Raw genomic sequence first — 14,589 nt, forward strand, 5'->3', positions numbered from 1 at the left:
CGCCTGCTGAACCTGGGCAATGCGACCGGACACCCGTCCTTCGTGATGAGCAACAGCTTCTCCAACCAGGTGATCGCCCAGATCGAGCTGTGGACCAAGAACGACGAGTACGACAACGAGGTCTACCGGTTGGCCAAGCACCTCGACGAGAAGGTCGCCAAGATCCACGTCGAGGCGTTGGGCGGCTCGCTGACCAAGCTCACCAAGGAGCAGGCCGAGTACATCGGCGTCGACGTCGACGGCCCGTACAAGCCGGAGCACTACCGCTACTGAGGTAGCACTCGCCGAGTGGCCAGTTAGTGCGCGCCTTCCCGTGTTTGGCGTGTGGTAACTGGCCACTCGCGTGTGGGGATAGATTGACGGCCGTGCTCATCGCGATCGAGGGGGTCGACGGCGCAGGCAAGCGCACGCTGACCGAGGGACTTCGCGCCTCGTTCGAGGCCGCAGGCAAGACCGTCGCCCAGCTCGCGTTTCCGCGCTACGAGCAATCGGTGCACGCCGACCTCGCCGCGGAAGCGCTGCATGGCGGCCACGGAGACCTCTCGTCGTCGGTCTACGCCATGGCCACGCTGTTCGCGCTCGACCGCGCGGATGCCAAGGGCGAGATCGAACGGCTCAGGTCGAGCCACGACGTCGTCATCCTCGACCGCTACGTCGCGTCGAATGCCGCCTACAGTGCCGCCCGACTTCACCAGGACGTCGACGGCGAGGTGGTGGCGTGGGTGCGCGAGTTGGAGTTCGGGCGGTTCGCGGTGCCAAGCCCCGACTGGCAGGTGCTGCTCGCCGTGCCCACCGAACTGGCTGCCGAACGGGCCCTGCGGCGGGAGGCCGCCGACGCCGCCAGGAAGCGCGACGCCTACGAGCGCGACGACGGGTTGCAGCGGCGTACCGGGGACGCCTACGCCGCGTTGGCAGCGGCCGATTGGTGCGGCCGATGGGTGGTTGCCGGGCCGGACGTCGCGGCGCCGGACCTCGGGCGCACATTGATGGCCTGATCTGCAGGCAAATCGCCCGGTGTGGTAACCGAGGTTTATCGCAATCTGGTGACACGATGGTCGCCATGAGGCAAAGGATTCTGGTCGTCGACGACGATCCGTCGCTCGCCGAGATGCTCACGATCGTCCTGAGGGGCGAGGGCTTCGACACCGCGGTCATCGGTGACGGCAGCCAGGCGCTGACCGCCGTCCGCGAGTTGCGCCCCGACCTGGTGCTACTGGACCTCATGTTGCCCGGCATGAACGGCATCGACGTTTGCCGCGTGCTGCGGGCTGACTCGGGTGTGCCGATCGTCATGCTCACCGCCAAGACCGACACGGTCGATGTGGTGCTCGGCCTGGAATCCGGTGCCGACGACTACGTGATGAAGCCGTTCAAGCAGAAGGAACTCGTCGCACGCGTGCGTGCGCGCCTCCGCCGCAACGACGACGGACCCGCGGAGATGCTGTCGATCGCCGACGTCGAGATCGACGTTCCCGCGCACAAGGTGACCCGCGGTGGTGAGCAGATCTCGCTGACCCCGCTGGAGTTCGACCTGCTGGTGGCGTTGGCGCGGAAACCGCGGCAGGTGTTTACTCGGGATGTGCTACTCGAACAGGTATGGGGCTACCGACACCCTGCCGATACCCGTTTGGTGAACGTGCACGTCCAGCGGTTGCGGGCCAAGGTCGAGACGGATCCGGAGAACCCGCAGGTGGTGCTCACCGTTCGAGGAGTGGGGTACAAGGCCGGACCCCCGTGATCGGACCGCCCGCGGTCGTCACGACTTCGACCGCTCGGCGGTCGCCGTGATCTGGAGTTCCAGACGTCGCATCCGAAGCCGCTCAGCCCCGATGCTGCGCGGCCTCGGCGCTCTTGGCAGGGCGCTCAGCTTCGCCTGGCGCCGCTCCCTTCAGCTGCGGGTCGTCACCTTGACGCTCGGGTTGTCGCTCGCCGTCATCATGGTTCTCGGCTTCGTGCTGACCAGCCAGATCACGGACCGCATCCTGGAGGTCAAGGTGCGGGCCGCGACGGAGCAGATCGAGCGCGCCAGGAACACCGTCAGCGGCATCGTCGGCGGCGAGGAGGCGCGCTCGCTGGACAGCAGCCTGCAATTGGCCCGCAACACGCTCGTCGATCGCAAGGTCGACTCGGGTGCTGGCCTGGCCGGGGCGTTCGACGCGGTCCTGGTGGTGCCCGGCGACGGGCCGCGGGCCGCCACCGCCGCAGGTCCTGTTCAGCAGGTGCCAAACACGTTGCGGGACTTCGTCAAGGCTGGACAGGTCAGCTATCAGTACGCCACGGTGCGCACCGACGGCTTCTCGGGTCCCGCCCTGATCGTCGGCAGCCCCACGTCGTCACCCGTGACCAATCTTGAGCTCTACCTGATCTTTCCGCTGAACAACGAGGAGAGCACCATCTCGTTGGTGCGCGGCACCATGCTCACCGGTGGCATCGTGCTGCTCGGCCTGTTGGCCGCCATCGCGCTACTGGTCGCCCGTCAGATCGTGCTCCCGGTGCGTTCGGCGTCCCGGATCGCCGAGCGGTTCGCCGAAGGCCATCTGACCGAACGGATGCCGGTGCGCGGCGAGGACGACATGGCCCGGCTCGCGGTGTCGTTCAACGACATGGCCGAGAGCTTGTCGCGGCAGATCACGCAGCTGGAGGAGTTCGGAAACCTGCAGCGCCGGTTCACCTCCGACGTCAGTCACGAGTTGCGCACGCCGTTGACGACGGTCCGCATGGCCGCCGATCTGATCTTCGACCACAGCGAGGATCTCGAACCCGCCCTGCGCCGGGCGACGGAGCTGATGGTCAACGAACTGGACCGGTTCGAGACCCTGCTGGCCGACCTGCTCGAAATCTCCCGGCACGACGCGGGTGTCGCCGAGCTGTCGGTCGAATCCGAGGATCTGCGCACCGTCGTCGAGGGCGCCCTTGAGAACGTCGGGCACCTGGCCAAGGACGCGTCCGTCGACCTGATCGTCGACCTTCCCGCCGAGGCCGTCATCGCCGAGGTCGACGCGCGTCGGGTGGAGCGCATCCTGCGCAACCTCATCGCCAACGCCATCGACCACGCCGAGCGCAAACCCGTCCGGATCAGGATGGCCGCCGACGAGGACACCGTCGCCGTCACCGTGCGCGACTACGGCGTTGGACTCCGGCCAGGTGAGGAGAAGCTGGTCTTCAGCCGCTTCTGGCGCTCCGATCCGTCCCGGGTCCGCCGGTCCGGCGGGACAGGGCTCGGCCTGGCCATCAGCATCGAGGACGCGCGGCTGCACCAGGGCAGGCTCGAAGCGTGGGGCGAGCCTGGCAAGGGGGCCTGCTTCCGGCTGACCCTGCCGTTGGTGCGTGGCCACAAGGTGACGGCGAGCCCTTTGCCGCTCAAGCCCATTGGGCCCGACGGGCCGCCCCGTCGTCCCACCCGCGAGCGCGAACCCGCGGGGGAGCGGGCGTGAAACGTGGCGTTGGGTCGGCCCGGTCGGCCCGGCTGTTACTGGCCGTGCTTCTGCTGCTGTCACTGGCCGGTTGCGCGGGCGTGCCGAGTTCGTCTGCGCCGCAGGCCATCGGCACCATGGATCGGCCCGCCCCGCCGAGCCTGCCCACCCCGACCCCCGGGATGGATCCCGACGTCCTGCTGCGCGAGTTCCTGAAGGCCACCGCGGACCCTGCGAATAGGCACCTCGCGGCGCGCCAGTTCCTCACCGAGTCGGCGTCGAGTACGTGGGACGACGCGGGTAGCGCCCTGCTGATCGACCGGGTGGTGTTCGTGGAAACCCGTGGGCCCGAACGGGTCTCGGCAACGATGAAGGCCGACATCCTGGGGTCGTTGTCCGATGTCGGCGTGTTCGAGACGGGGGAGGGGGCGCTGCCCGACCCCGGCCAGATCGAGCTGGTCAAGACGCCGGGTGGGTGGCGCATCGACAAGCTGCCCAACGGCGTGTTCCTGGACTGGCAGCAGTTTCAGGAGACCTACAAGCGCAGCACGCTGTACTTCGTCGACCCGACGGGAAAGACGGTCGTACCCGATCCCCGCTACGTGGCCGTCTCGGATCCCGATCAGCTGCCCACCGAGTTGGTGAGCAAGTTGGTCTCCGGGCCAAGACCGGAGATGACCGACACGGTGCGCAACCTTCTGGGTCCGCCGCTGCGGTTGCGCGGCCCGGTCACGCGCGCCGATGGCGGGAAGACCGGTGTCGGCCGCGGCTACGGCGGTGCGCGCATCGACCTGGACAACCTGTCGACGACGGATCCGCACTCGCGGCAACTCCTTGCCGCGCAGATCATTTGGACGCTGAACCGGGCGGGCATCAACGGGCCGTACGTGATCAACGCCGACGGGGCCGCACTGGACGACCGGTTCGCCGAGGGGTGGAGCACCACCGACGTCGCCGCCACCGATCCCGGTGCCGACCCCGGCGCTGCCGCAGGACTGCACGCCCTGCTCGGCGGGTCGTTGGTGTCGCTGGACGGGCAGCGCGCGCCGAGGGTGCCCGGCGCATTCGGGGACATGCCCGACCAGACGGCGGCGACCTTGTCGCGCAGCGGCCAGGAGGCTGCGTCGGTGGTGACGTTGCGGCCGGGGGCACCGGACATGGCGTCGTCGCTGTGGATTGGACCGCTCGGCGGCATCGCGGCTCAGGCCATCGACGGTCGCACGCTGTCGCGGCCCAGCTGGTCGCTCGACGACGCGATCTGGGTGGTGGTCGACGGCATCAACGTCGTCCGGGTGATTCAGGAGGCAGCGTCCGGGCAGCCCGCGCGCATCCCCGTCGATGCCACGGCCGTGTTCACGAAGTTCCCGGGGGCGATGCGCGAACTGCAGCTGTCCCGCGACGGGACCAGGGCGGCGATGGTGGTCGAGGGTCAGGTCATCCTCGCCGGGGTGGAACAGACGCCTGCGGGGCAGTACGTGCTGAACTTTCCTCGGCGGCTGGGATACGGGCTCGGCGACACCGCGGTGTCCCTGTCCTGGCGCACCGGCGACGACATCGTCGTCAGTCGCACCGACCCGCAGCACCCGGTGTCCTACGTCAACCTCGACGGGGTGAACTCCGATGGCCCGAGCCAGAATCTGCTGACGCCGGTGACCACCGTCGCGGCCAACCCGTCGAGTTTGTACGTCGCGGACGCTCGCGGAGTCCTGCAACTGTCCGGATCGGCCGCCGAGGGCAACCTGACGTGGGCCGAGGTGCGGCCGCTGATGGCAGGCGGCGCGCTGCCCGTGTTGCCCGGCTGACCGGCCCCGACCGATCGATCACTCGACGGCCGAGCGGGCGGCACCCAGGGCCTGCGGGGTGGCGCCGAGCCACCACTGTGGGTCCGCGCCGTCCTCGACAACCCCGCCGTCGGCACGCATGAAGTGGCGTTCGTCGCGGCCGGGCTGGTCGAATTCGCCGTTGACGGCCCGGACTATCCACTCGGCGCCGAAGGCGAACACTTCTGCGGCGTACTTGCCAAGGGGGTGGAAGTCGTTCTCGTAGACCCTCATTTCCCTTGGCGCGGTGATGCGTTCATAGGTTGCCAGCGCGTTCTGCACCGGGGTCAGTTCGTCGAACTCGCCGATGCCCATCAGGACTGGGCGCGTGATGTGGGTGACCAGATCGCCAAGTGGCATGCGGGCCTTGAGCTCGCGGTCGAAGGCGTCCTCGTCGGTGTAGCCGGCCATGTACATGTAGTTGTTCTTGAAGCTGGGCTGGGCGGCCTCGAAGATGGTCTCGAAGTCTCCGGACACGGCTTCGAAGGTGGCTGCGGCGCGCAGTCGGCTATCGGGGTTGGCCAGTGCGCGCAGTGCCCAGTAGCCACTCATGCTGATGCCGAACATCCCGATCCGGTCAGGGTCGACCTGCGGCAGCCCGGCCAGGTACGCGGCGTACGTCTCGATGGCCCGCTCGTAGTTGTCCAGTCCGACGGTCAGGCCCTCGGACCGCGTCTCGCCCTGGCCTGGTCCTTCGATGGACAACGCGACGACGCCGCGGGAGGTGTAATACCGCTGCGCGGCGTAGATGTAGTCCTCCTTGATCATGTCCATCCCTGGGCCGAGGATCACCGCGGGCGCGTTCGCTACGTCGCCGCCCGGCAGGTGCAGCAGCCCGAAGATGGTCTTGCCGTCGAAGTCCAACTCGACCCGGCGCACGGTGTTCCCGCGCAGCGCACACAGGCGGTCCACGCAGTGGTCGCACCGTTGGCGGAATGCGGCCTTGCGAGCGTCGGCGCTGTCGAAGATCGAGTACTGGGCACGGCCGTACATCACCGCGGCCCGTAGATAGAGATCCGACGCGGTGAGGTCGAAGCCGTGCTCTTCGTGATGGCGGGCGCGCGCTTCAGCCTGGGCGGCGATCACCGACCACGCCTTCGGCAGCATCGCACCGCTTTGCACCTGGGCGAACACCTTGTCGAAGTCGGTCGTGTCGTGTCCGAGTTGTTCCAGGGTGGCCTTGCCGCCGGGGTGAAGGGCGTTGAAGCCACCTTGGGCCAAAGCGATGTCGAGGGACCAGTTCTGTCCGGTTGAGCGAATAGTCATCACAGCCTCCTGAACGTCAGCACACTTGCATAAGTGCTTATTGATTAAGTACTTATGTATAGTAGATCGAGGGTTTGGGTGCGGGGAATGCCTGCTAGCCGGAAAACCCGCGTACTGGTTGGGGGGCAGCGTGGGCGCGACCAAGACCGGCAAGACGGCTGCGGTCGACGACTTCGCCAGGGCCGCGTACACCCTCAGTGCCTCCGATGCCCGACTGCGCGGCCGGGCCACCCGCGAGCCGGGCGCACTCTCCATGACCCACGCCCGGGCGCTGAAAAGCCTTGCGGTGGAAGGGCCGATGACCGTCGGTGCGCTCGCCGAGAGGGTCGAGACCACCAGCGCAGCCGTCACCCAGTTGGTCAACGGGCTGGAGAAGGCGGGGTACGTGACCCGGGTGCGCGCCGACACCGGCGACCGCCGCGTCGCCACCGTCGCGCTCACCGAGGCGGGTCGCGCCAGGCACCGCGAGCGACAGACCCACCTCGATCGCTCGTTGGACGAGATGCTCGGCGATCTCGGTGTCGAGCAGGTGAGGTCGGTGTCCGCCGTGCTCCGCAGGCTCGCCGACCTCTACGACACCCTCTGAGCGGTGTCGGACCCCGCCACCACACTGCCACCATGCTCGACCTCGTCCTCCCCTTGGAGTGCGGCGGCTGCGGCGCACCCGGCACGCGGTGGTGCCAGTCCTGCACTCGGGCCCTCGCGGTGGCGACCGACGAACCCGTCCTGATCGCGCCCCGGGTGGATCCCGGCGTTCCGGTGTTCTCGCTGGGTCGCTACGCGGGGGCCAGGCGTGCGGCGATCGTCGCGATGAAGGAACACGACCGCACCGATCTCGTCCGGCCACTTGCCCGTGCGGTGCACGACGGCCTGACGCGACTGCTGGCGTGGGGCATCATCGACGCACCGTTGACGCTGGTGCCCGCGCCCACCCGCTGGTCCGCGGCGCGCAAGCGCGGCGGCGACCCCGTCACCGCGATGGCACGACTCGGCGCACCTCCCGGGACGGTCGTCGCGCCCGCGCTGCGGATGCGGGCGTTCACCCGCGACTCCGTTGGCCTGTCACCCGGCCAGCGGCAGGCCAACATCGCGGGTCGGGTGAAGGTGCGCACTCCGGTGCGAGGGGAAGTGCTGGTGCTCGACGACGTCGTCACGACCGGCGCCACCGGTTGCGAATCGGTTCGCGTCCTGCAAGCAGCGGGAGCCCACGTGGTCGCGATGCTGGCCGTTGCGCACGCGTGAAGCGCGTCGTCCTACGCCTGCGGCAATTTCGGTGAGATCAAACCGGAATGAACAACTCAAAACACGTGTGCGGATTTAGTGGCACAGGTAGGTGAACACGGACTACCGTCGGGGCCAACCACCCGTGAACGACTCACGGCGGCGTCGAGACCCACTGACGCCCCTCGATCGGAAGCGGCTGCGTACAGCGGTAGGAGGTGAATACACGACACCTTGCGCCGCTGGCCGAACACTTTCTGCGACCGTCGGCGCGTTTCTGTGACCAGCCGGGCACGCCGTCTGCGTGCTTGAACGGATTAAGCCACGAGGAAACGAGTTGCCAAGTATGTCAATACAATCCGTGGACACCAACCGCACGACGATGGTCGTTGACGAGGAAGCGCCGCCAGAGGGCCCGCGCGCCGAGGTCGTCGTCAAGGGCCGCAACGTCGAAATTCCCGACCACTTCCGCACCTACGTCTCAGAGAAGCTGGCGCGCCTGGAGCGCTTCGACAAGACCATCTACCTGTTCGACGTCGAGCTCGATCACGAACGCAACCGCCGCCAACGCAAGAACTGTCAGCACGTGGAGATCACGGCCAGGGGTCGCGGCCCCGTCGCTCGCGGAGAGGCCTGCGCCGACAGTTTCTACGCGGCACTGGAATCGGCCGTCTGCAAGCTCGAGAGCAGACTTCGGCGAAGCAAGGACCGGCGCAAGATCCACTACGGCGACAAGACTCCCGTCTCGCTGGCGGAGGCCACCGCGATCACCCAACTGATGGAGCCGACGCCATCCCCCGTCGAAGAGGACGCCCAGGCGCCCGACGACCACGAGCCCGGCCGCATCGTCCGCACCAAGGAGCACGCCGCGACGCCGATGACCGTCGACGACGCGCTCTACGAGATGGAACTGGTCGGCCACGACTTCTTCCTGTTCCACGACAAGGACAGTGACCGGGCGTGCGTCGTCTACCGACGACACGCCTACGACTACGGATTGATCAAACTCTCTTGACCGAGCGGGCCCCATGAGCCCGCTCGACGGACTCGGCGGCCTGGCCAGCGCGGCGCATTTGGCTGGCCAGGTCATCGAGTCGCCTACGATGGACCTCGTTTGAAGTTTCGCGAGTTCCATCGAACCCACAGGGGAAATTAGCGTGCTCGATAAGTTGCTCCGCATCGGTGAAGGCCGCATGGTCAAGCGCCTCAAGAAGGTCGCTGAGTATGTCAATTCGCTGTCCGATGACGTCGAGAAGCTGACGGATGCCGAGCTGCGTGCCAAGACAGACGAGTTCAAGAAGCGCGTTCAGGACGGGGCCGCCCTCGACGACCTGCTGCCCGAGGCGTTCGCCGTCGCCCGTGAGGCGGCGTGGCGGGTACTGAATCAACGGCCGTTCGACGTCCAGCTCATGGGCGGCGCCGCACTGCACTACGGCAACGTCGCCGAGATGAAGACCGGCGAGGGCAAGACCCTGACCTGCGTGTTGCCCGCCTACCTGAACGCATTGAGCGGCAACGGCGTGCACGTCGTGACGGTGAACGACTACCTGGCCAAACGCGACAGCGAGTGGATGGGCCGTGTGCACCGCTTCCTCGGCTTGGACGTCGGCGTGATCCTCGGGCAGATGACGCCCGACGAGCGCCGCGTCGCGTACGCCGCCGACATCACGTACGGCACCAACAACGAGTTCGGCTTCGACTACCTGCGCGACAACATGGCGCACTCCGAAGCGGACATGGTGCAGCGCGGCCACAACTTCGCCATCGTCGACGAGGTCGACTCCATCCTGATCGACGAGGCCCGCACCCCGCTGATCATCTCCGGACCCGCGGACGGCGCGTCGAACTGGTACGTCGAGTTCGCGCGACTCGCGCCGCTGATGGAGAAGGACGTCCACTACGAGGTCGACATCCGCAAGCGCACCGTGGGGGTGCACGAGATCGGCGTCGAGTTCGTCGAGGATCAGCTCGGCATCGACAACCTCTACGAGGCCGCCAACTCACCGCTGGTCAGCTACCTCAACAACTCGTTGAAGGCCAAGGAGCTGTTCGCCCGCGACAAGGACTACATCGTCCGTGACGGCGAGGTCGTCATCGTCGACGAGTTCACCGGCCGCGTGCTGGTCGGCCGCCGCTACAACGAGGGCATGCACCAGGCGATCGAGGCCAAGGAGCACGTCGAGATCAAGGCCGAGAACCAGACCCTGGCCACGATCACGCTGCAGAACTACTTCCGGCTCTACGACAAGCTCGCAGGCATGACGGGCACCGCCCAGACCGAGGCCGCCGAGCTGCACGAGATCTACGGTCTCGGCGTCGTCTCCATCCCGACCAACCGGGACATGATCCGGGCCGACCAGTCCGACCTCATCTACAAGACCGAGGAAGCCAAGTACATCGCCGTCGTCGACGACGTCGGCGAACGCTACGAGAAGGGTCAGCCGGTCCTGATCGGCACCACCAGCGTCGAGCGCTCGGAGTATCTGTCCAAGCAGTTCACCAAGCGTCGGATCCCGCACAACGTGCTGAACGCGAAGTTCCACGAGCAGGAGGCCAACATCATCGCGGTGGCGGGGCGGCGCGGCGCCGTCACGGTCGCCACGAACATGGCCGGCCGCGGCACCGACATCGTGCTCGGCGGCAACGTCGACTTCCTTGCCGACACCCGGCTGCGCGACCGCGGCCTCGATCCCGTCGAGACCCCCGACGAGTACGAGGCTGCCTGGGACCAGGTGTTGGCCGAGGTCAAGGCCGAGGTCGACGCCGAGGCGGCCGAGGTCCGCGAGCGCGGCGGGCTCTACGTGCTGGGCACCGAACGCCACGAATCGCGCCGCATCGACAACCAGCTGCGCGGTCGTTCCGGCCGTCAGGGCGACCCGGGCGAGTCCCGCTTCTACCTGTCGCTCGGCGACGAGCTGATGCGGCGGTTCAACGGCGCCACCCTGGAGTCGCTGCTGACCCGCCTCAACCTGCCGGAGGACGTGCCCATCGAGGCCAAGATGGTCACGCGGGCGATCAAGAGCGCGCAGACCCAGGTCGAGCAGCAGAACTTCGAGGTCCGCAAGAACGTCCTCAAGTACGACGAGGTGATGAACCAGCAGCGCAAGGTCATCTACGCCGAGCGTCGCCTGATCCTCGAAGGCGAGGAAGTTCAACAGCAGGCCAAGCAGATGGTGGACGACGTCGTCACCGCCTACGTCGACGGCGCCACCGCGGAGGGCTACTCCGAGGACTGGGACCTGTCTGCACTCTGGGATGCGCTCAAGATGCTCTATCCGGTCGGCATCGACCACCACGACCTCATCGACTCGAACGCGGTCGGCGAGGACGGTGAGCTGACGCGCGACGAGCTGCGCGAGGCGCTACTCGAGGACGCGCGGCGGGCGTACGCGACCCGCGAGGCCGAACTCGAGGCGATCGGCGGCGAGGGTGCCATGCGCCAACTCGAGCGCAGCGTGCTGCTGACCACCATCGACCGCAAGTGGCGCGAACACCTCTACGAGATGGACTACCTCAAGGAGGGCATCGGCCTGCGGGCCATGGCGCAGCGTGACCCGCTCGTCGAATACCAGCGCGAGGGCTACGACATGTTCATGGGCATGCTCGACGGACTCAAGGAGGAGTCGGTCGGCCTGCTGTTCAACGCTCAGGTCCAACCCGCCCAGGCACCGTCGGCTCAGGTCGGTACCACCGCGCCGCCTGCAAATCTCGCCAAGTTCGCTGCCGACGCCGCCGCGAAGGCTCAGGCCGCTGGCGGTGACACCGCGGTGGCCACCGAGGAGCGCACCAAGGAGGCCCCACCGGCGTTGCGGGTCAAGGGAATCGACGACGACCAGTCGCGGCCCATGACGTACACCGGTCCCGCCGAGGACGGTTCCGCCGAGGTCCAGGGTTCGGGCGGCGGTCGGCATTCGGCGCCAGCGGCAGGCTCCTCCCGCCGGGAGCGGCGCGAGGCGGCCCGCAAACAGAACCGAGGCGCCCCCAAGGCACGTCGGGGCTAGATCGTCCCGCGCTCCCAATCACGAAGGCTCTCAACCGGTTTGTAGCGCGACGACGCGCCACCGGCCGTCCATGACTTCGATGCGCCCCGCGATGGCGCGGACCCGTGGGCCCCGGGTGTACGTCGCGAACACCTCCGCGGCGGTGGCCTCACCGTCGACGATCGACGCCGTCCGCAGTCGCACCCGGCGCAGCACGGCGGGCTCCTCCGCAGCCATCATTCGGGTCAGCGTCGCGACGACGTCGAACAGTGCCGGTGCCACGACCTGCCGGAGCTGGGCCACCGGTCGGCGGCGGTCGGCTACCTCGAGGATTCGACGCAGTGCGGTGTCGGCGAAGACCGCGGCCGCCCGTGACGGCACGGGCGGGGCGTCGGCCGACGCGGCGGGGACCGACCGGAGCGTCCGCGGGCTGGGCCTGCGCAACGCGGCGGGGGATGGCGGCGGGCACAGGCCCGGCTGGACTGCTCCGATGGGTGCCGGTTCGTAGTCGACGACCGGCGTGGTGAACGTGGGACGTCGGGTTGGGATGCGTGAAGCGGTCACGGCGGCTCTCCAGCGGTCGGTGCGGTGGGACGACTTCTGCTGGAGAGTGCAGACGCATTCATGGTCGCACGGCGTGAGGACACTCTCGTGCACCCGTAATGCGGGCTTCCAGTTTCGGCGGCTACCGTGACGGAGTTCAGACGATGAGCAACGGGGAGGTGCGCGCCGCCATGGTGACGAGGTTGTCGGCGGCGGACGCCGCGTTCTACCACCTGGAGAACACGTCGACGCCGATGTACGTCGGCTCGCTGGCGATCCTGCGCAAGCCGCGCAACGGGCTCAGCTACGAGTCGCTGCTGGCCACGGTAGAGCAGAGGCTCCCCCAAATCCCGCGGTACCGGCAGAAGGTCAGGGAGGTCACTCTCGGCTTGGCCCGGCCGGTATGGATCGACGACCGCGAGTTCGACATCACGTACCACATCAGACGGTCGGCGCTGCCGTCTCCTGGCAGCGACGCGCAGCTGCACGACCTGGTCGCGCGGCTCGGCTCCCGGCCGCTCGACAAGTCGCGACCGCTATGGGAGATGTATCTCGTCGAGGGCCTCGCCAAGAACCGCATCGCGATCTACACCAAGAGCCACCAGTCGTTGGTCAACGGCATGACGGCCCTGGAGATCGGCCACGTCATCGCCGATCGAAGCCAGAAGCCGCCGGAATTCGGCGAGGACATCTGGATCCCCGGTCGCGAGCCGAGCAATGCGCGGCTGCTCGCGGGTGCGGTCGGCGAGTTCGTCGCCCGGCCCGGCGCTCAGCTGGCGACGGTCCGTTCGGGGGTCGCCGACCTGGTGACCAACACGAGCCCACTGGCCGACGCGGGCAGGCGGGTCGCAGGCGTCGCCCGCGCACTGGCGCGCGGCACGGCGCCCAGCAGCCCGCTGAACACCACGGTGTCCCGCAACCGTAGGTTCACCGTCGCCAGTCATCAGCTGGAGGAGTACCGGCAGCTACGGGCCCGTTACGACTGCGACGTCAACGACGTCGTGCTCGCCGTCGTGGCGGGCACGTTGCGAAACTGGCTGCTGTCGCGCGGCGAGCCGGTCACCTCGACGTCGTCGGTGCGGGCGATGGTACCGATGTCGGTGTACCCGGATGCCGAGATCGACGCGGCGGGGCCCGGGCAGGCCATCCGCGAGGTGTCGCCCTTTCTGATCGACCTTCCGGTCGGGGAGGGCAACGCCGTGGTGCGGCTGTCGCAGATCGCGCATGCGACTGAGTCGCACTCGACGGCCGCCAGCCTCGTCGACGCGAGGACCATCGTCACGCTGTCGGGGTTTGCGCCACCGACGTTGCACGCCATGGGAACTCGCGTCGCCACCAGCTTCTCGGCACGGCAGTTCAACCTGTTGATCACGAACGTGCCCGGTGCCCAGAAACAGATGTACGTCGCGGGCACGAAGCTGTTGGAGACGTACTCGGTTCCGCCGCTGCTCATCAAGCAGGTACTGGCAATCGGCGTGACGTCCTACAACGGCATGCTGTACTTCGGCGTCAACGCCGACCGTGACGCGATGAGTGACGTCGAGATGCTGCCGGTGCTGCTACGCGAGTCCCTCGACGAATTACTCGAGGCGGCGCAGTAACTCCGAGCGCACTAGGATTCGTCGATGAGCAAGGACAAGTCGGCGAAGAAGACGAAGCCAGTCAAGAACGCGAAGCCAGTCAAGAAGACGAAACCAGTCAAGAAGAACAAGCTCCCGAACGACGTCTACGAAGCCGAACTGTTCCGGCTGCAAACCGAATTCGTGAAACTTCAGGAATGGACCAAGGCCACCGGCGCACGCGTCGCGGTGATCTTCGAGGGTCGTGACGCTGCGGGCAAGGGCGGCACCATCAAACGCATCACCGAATACCTCAGCCCCCGCATCGCGCGGATCGCCGCGCTGCCCGCCCCGACCGACCGCGAGCGCGGCCAATGGTACTACCAGCGCTACATTGCGCATCTCCCGGCGAAGGGTGAGATCGTGCTGTTCGACCGGTCCTGGTACAACCGTGCCGGTGTGGAGAAGGTGATGGGGTTCTGCACCCCGGCCGAGCACACGTTGTTCCTGCGCCAGACACCGATTTTCGAGCAGATGCTGATCGAAGAGGGCATCCTGCTGCGCAAGTACTGGTTCTCGGTGTCCGACGACGAACAGCTGCGCCGGTTCCGGTCCAGGCTCAAGGACCCGGTCCGGCAGTGGAAGCTGTCCCCGATGGACCTCGAATCGGTGTACCGCTGGGAGGACTACTCGCGCGCCAAGGATCAGATGATGGTGCACACCGATACCCCGCAGAGCCCTTGGTACGTCGTGGAGTCCGATGTCAAGAAGCATGCGCGGCTGAACA

General features: G+C 67.5%; 13 protein-coding genes. 11 read left to right on the forward strand and 2 right to left on the reverse strand.

Features of this window, described 5'->3' with window-relative positions:
• From ABW137_RS33310 to lpqB, 5 genes are all read left to right on the forward strand, one after another.
• The coding region (locus ABW137_RS33310) for an adenosylhomocysteinase (protein ID WP_526406799.1) at window positions 1-273 on the forward strand (273 nt) is incomplete at its 5' end.
• A 92-nt stretch (window positions 274-365) separates the two neighbouring features.
• A complete protein-coding gene (locus ABW137_RS33315; protein WP_526406801.1) occupies window positions 366-995 on the forward strand; it encodes a dTMP kinase in 630 nt (209 codons plus the stop codon).
• A gap of 56 nt (window positions 996-1,051) precedes the next feature.
• A complete protein-coding gene (gene mtrA / locus ABW137_RS33320; protein WP_526406803.1) occupies window positions 1,052-1,738 on the forward strand; it encodes a two-component system response regulator MtrA in 687 nt (228 codons plus the stop codon).
• A gap of 46 nt (window positions 1,739-1,784) precedes the next feature.
• The gene (gene mtrB, locus ABW137_RS33325) at window positions 1,785-3,434 is read left to right on the forward strand and encodes an MtrAB system histidine kinase MtrB (RefSeq protein ID WP_526406805.1); all 1,650 of its coding nucleotides are present in this window, start codon (window positions 1,785-1,787) and stop codon (window positions 3,432-3,434) included.
• A 32-nt stretch (window positions 3,435-3,466) separates the two neighbouring features.
• Window positions 3,467-5,215 carry an MtrAB system accessory lipoprotein LpqB gene (gene lpqB / locus ABW137_RS33330; protein ID WP_526406819.1) on the forward strand — a complete coding sequence of 583 codons (1,749 nt, stop codon included), beginning with the start codon at window positions 3,467-3,469 and terminating at the stop codon, window positions 5,213-5,215.
• Window positions 5,216-5,233: 18 nt separating this feature from the next.
• Here lpqB and ABW137_RS33335 read toward each other — a convergent pair whose 3' ends face one another.
• Window positions 5,234-6,499: an alpha/beta hydrolase gene (locus tag ABW137_RS33335; RefSeq protein ID WP_526406807.1), complete on the reverse strand. Its 1,266-nt coding sequence runs from the start codon at window positions 6,497-6,499 to the stop codon at window positions 5,234-5,236.
• Between the two features lie 130 nt (window positions 6,500-6,629).
• On the opposite strand from ABW137_RS33335, the gene ABW137_RS33340 reads away from it, so the two are divergent.
• The 4 genes from ABW137_RS33340 (at window position 6,630) to secA (ending at window position 11,721) form a co-directional block, all read left to right on the forward strand.
• A complete protein-coding gene (locus ABW137_RS33340) occupies window positions 6,630-7,085 on the forward strand; it encodes a MarR family winged helix-turn-helix transcriptional regulator (protein WP_526406809.1) in 456 nt (151 codons plus the stop codon).
• Window positions 7,086-7,117: 32 nt separating this feature from the next.
• A complete protein-coding gene (locus tag ABW137_RS33345; RefSeq protein ID WP_526406811.1) occupies window positions 7,118-7,741 on the forward strand; it encodes a ComF family protein in 624 nt (207 codons plus the stop codon).
• Between the two features lie 361 nt (window positions 7,742-8,102).
• Window positions 8,103-8,735 (forward strand): ribosome hibernation-promoting factor, HPF/YfiA family, encoded by a 633-nt coding sequence (gene hpf / locus ABW137_RS33350; protein ID WP_526406821.1) that lies wholly within the window; start codon window positions 8,103-8,105, stop codon window positions 8,733-8,735.
• Window positions 8,736-8,877: 142 nt separating this feature from the next.
• Window positions 8,878-11,721 carry a preprotein translocase subunit SecA gene (gene secA, locus ABW137_RS33355; protein ID WP_526406813.1) on the forward strand — a complete coding sequence of 948 codons (2,844 nt, stop codon included), beginning with the start codon at window positions 8,878-8,880 and terminating at the stop codon, window positions 11,719-11,721.
• A 30-nt stretch (window positions 11,722-11,751) separates the two neighbouring features.
• On the opposite strand, the gene ABW137_RS33360 is transcribed toward secA, so the two are convergent.
• The gene (locus tag ABW137_RS33360) at window positions 11,752-12,264 is read right to left on the reverse strand and encodes an Rv3235 family protein (protein ID WP_526406815.1); all 513 of its coding nucleotides are present in this window, start codon (window positions 12,262-12,264) and stop codon (window positions 11,752-11,754) included.
• A 170-nt stretch (window positions 12,265-12,434) separates the two neighbouring features.
• Between ABW137_RS33360 and ABW137_RS33365 the strand changes: the two genes are divergently transcribed.
• Window positions 12,435-13,844 carry a WS/DGAT/MGAT family O-acyltransferase gene (locus ABW137_RS33365; protein ID WP_526406823.1) on the forward strand — a complete coding sequence of 470 codons (1,410 nt, stop codon included), beginning with the start codon at window positions 12,435-12,437 and terminating at the stop codon, window positions 13,842-13,844.
• A gap of 24 nt (window positions 13,845-13,868) precedes the next feature.
• Window positions 13,869-14,589, forward strand: a 721-nt coding sequence (gene ppk2 / locus ABW137_RS33370) for a polyphosphate kinase 2 (RefSeq protein ID WP_526406817.1), incomplete at its 3' end; no start/stop codon positions are given.

This window comes from Mycobacterium sp., assembly GCF_040509115.1.
Taxonomy (GTDB): domain Bacteria; phylum Actinomycetota; class Actinomycetes; order Mycobacteriales; family Mycobacteriaceae; genus Mycobacterium.

Coding starts and splice junctions, on each gene's coding strand:
- hpf (WP_526406821.1), top strand. CDS start 8,103: ATGGTCGTTGACGAGGAAGCGCCGCCAGAGGGCCCGCGCGCCGAGGTC.
- ABW137_RS33365 (WP_526406823.1), top strand. CDS start 12,435: ATGGTGACGAGGTTGTCGGCGGCGGACGCCGCGTTCTACCACCTGGAG.
- mtrA (WP_526406803.1), top strand. CDS start 1,052: ATGGTCGCCATGAGGCAAAGGATTCTGGTCGTCGACGACGATCCGTCG.
- ABW137_RS33345 (WP_526406811.1), top strand. CDS start 7,118: ATGCTCGACCTCGTCCTCCCCTTGGAGTGCGGCGGCTGCGGCGCACCC.
- ABW137_RS33335 (WP_526406807.1), bottom strand. CDS start 6,499: ATGACTATTCGCTCAACCGGACAGAACTGGTCCCTCGACATCGCTTTG.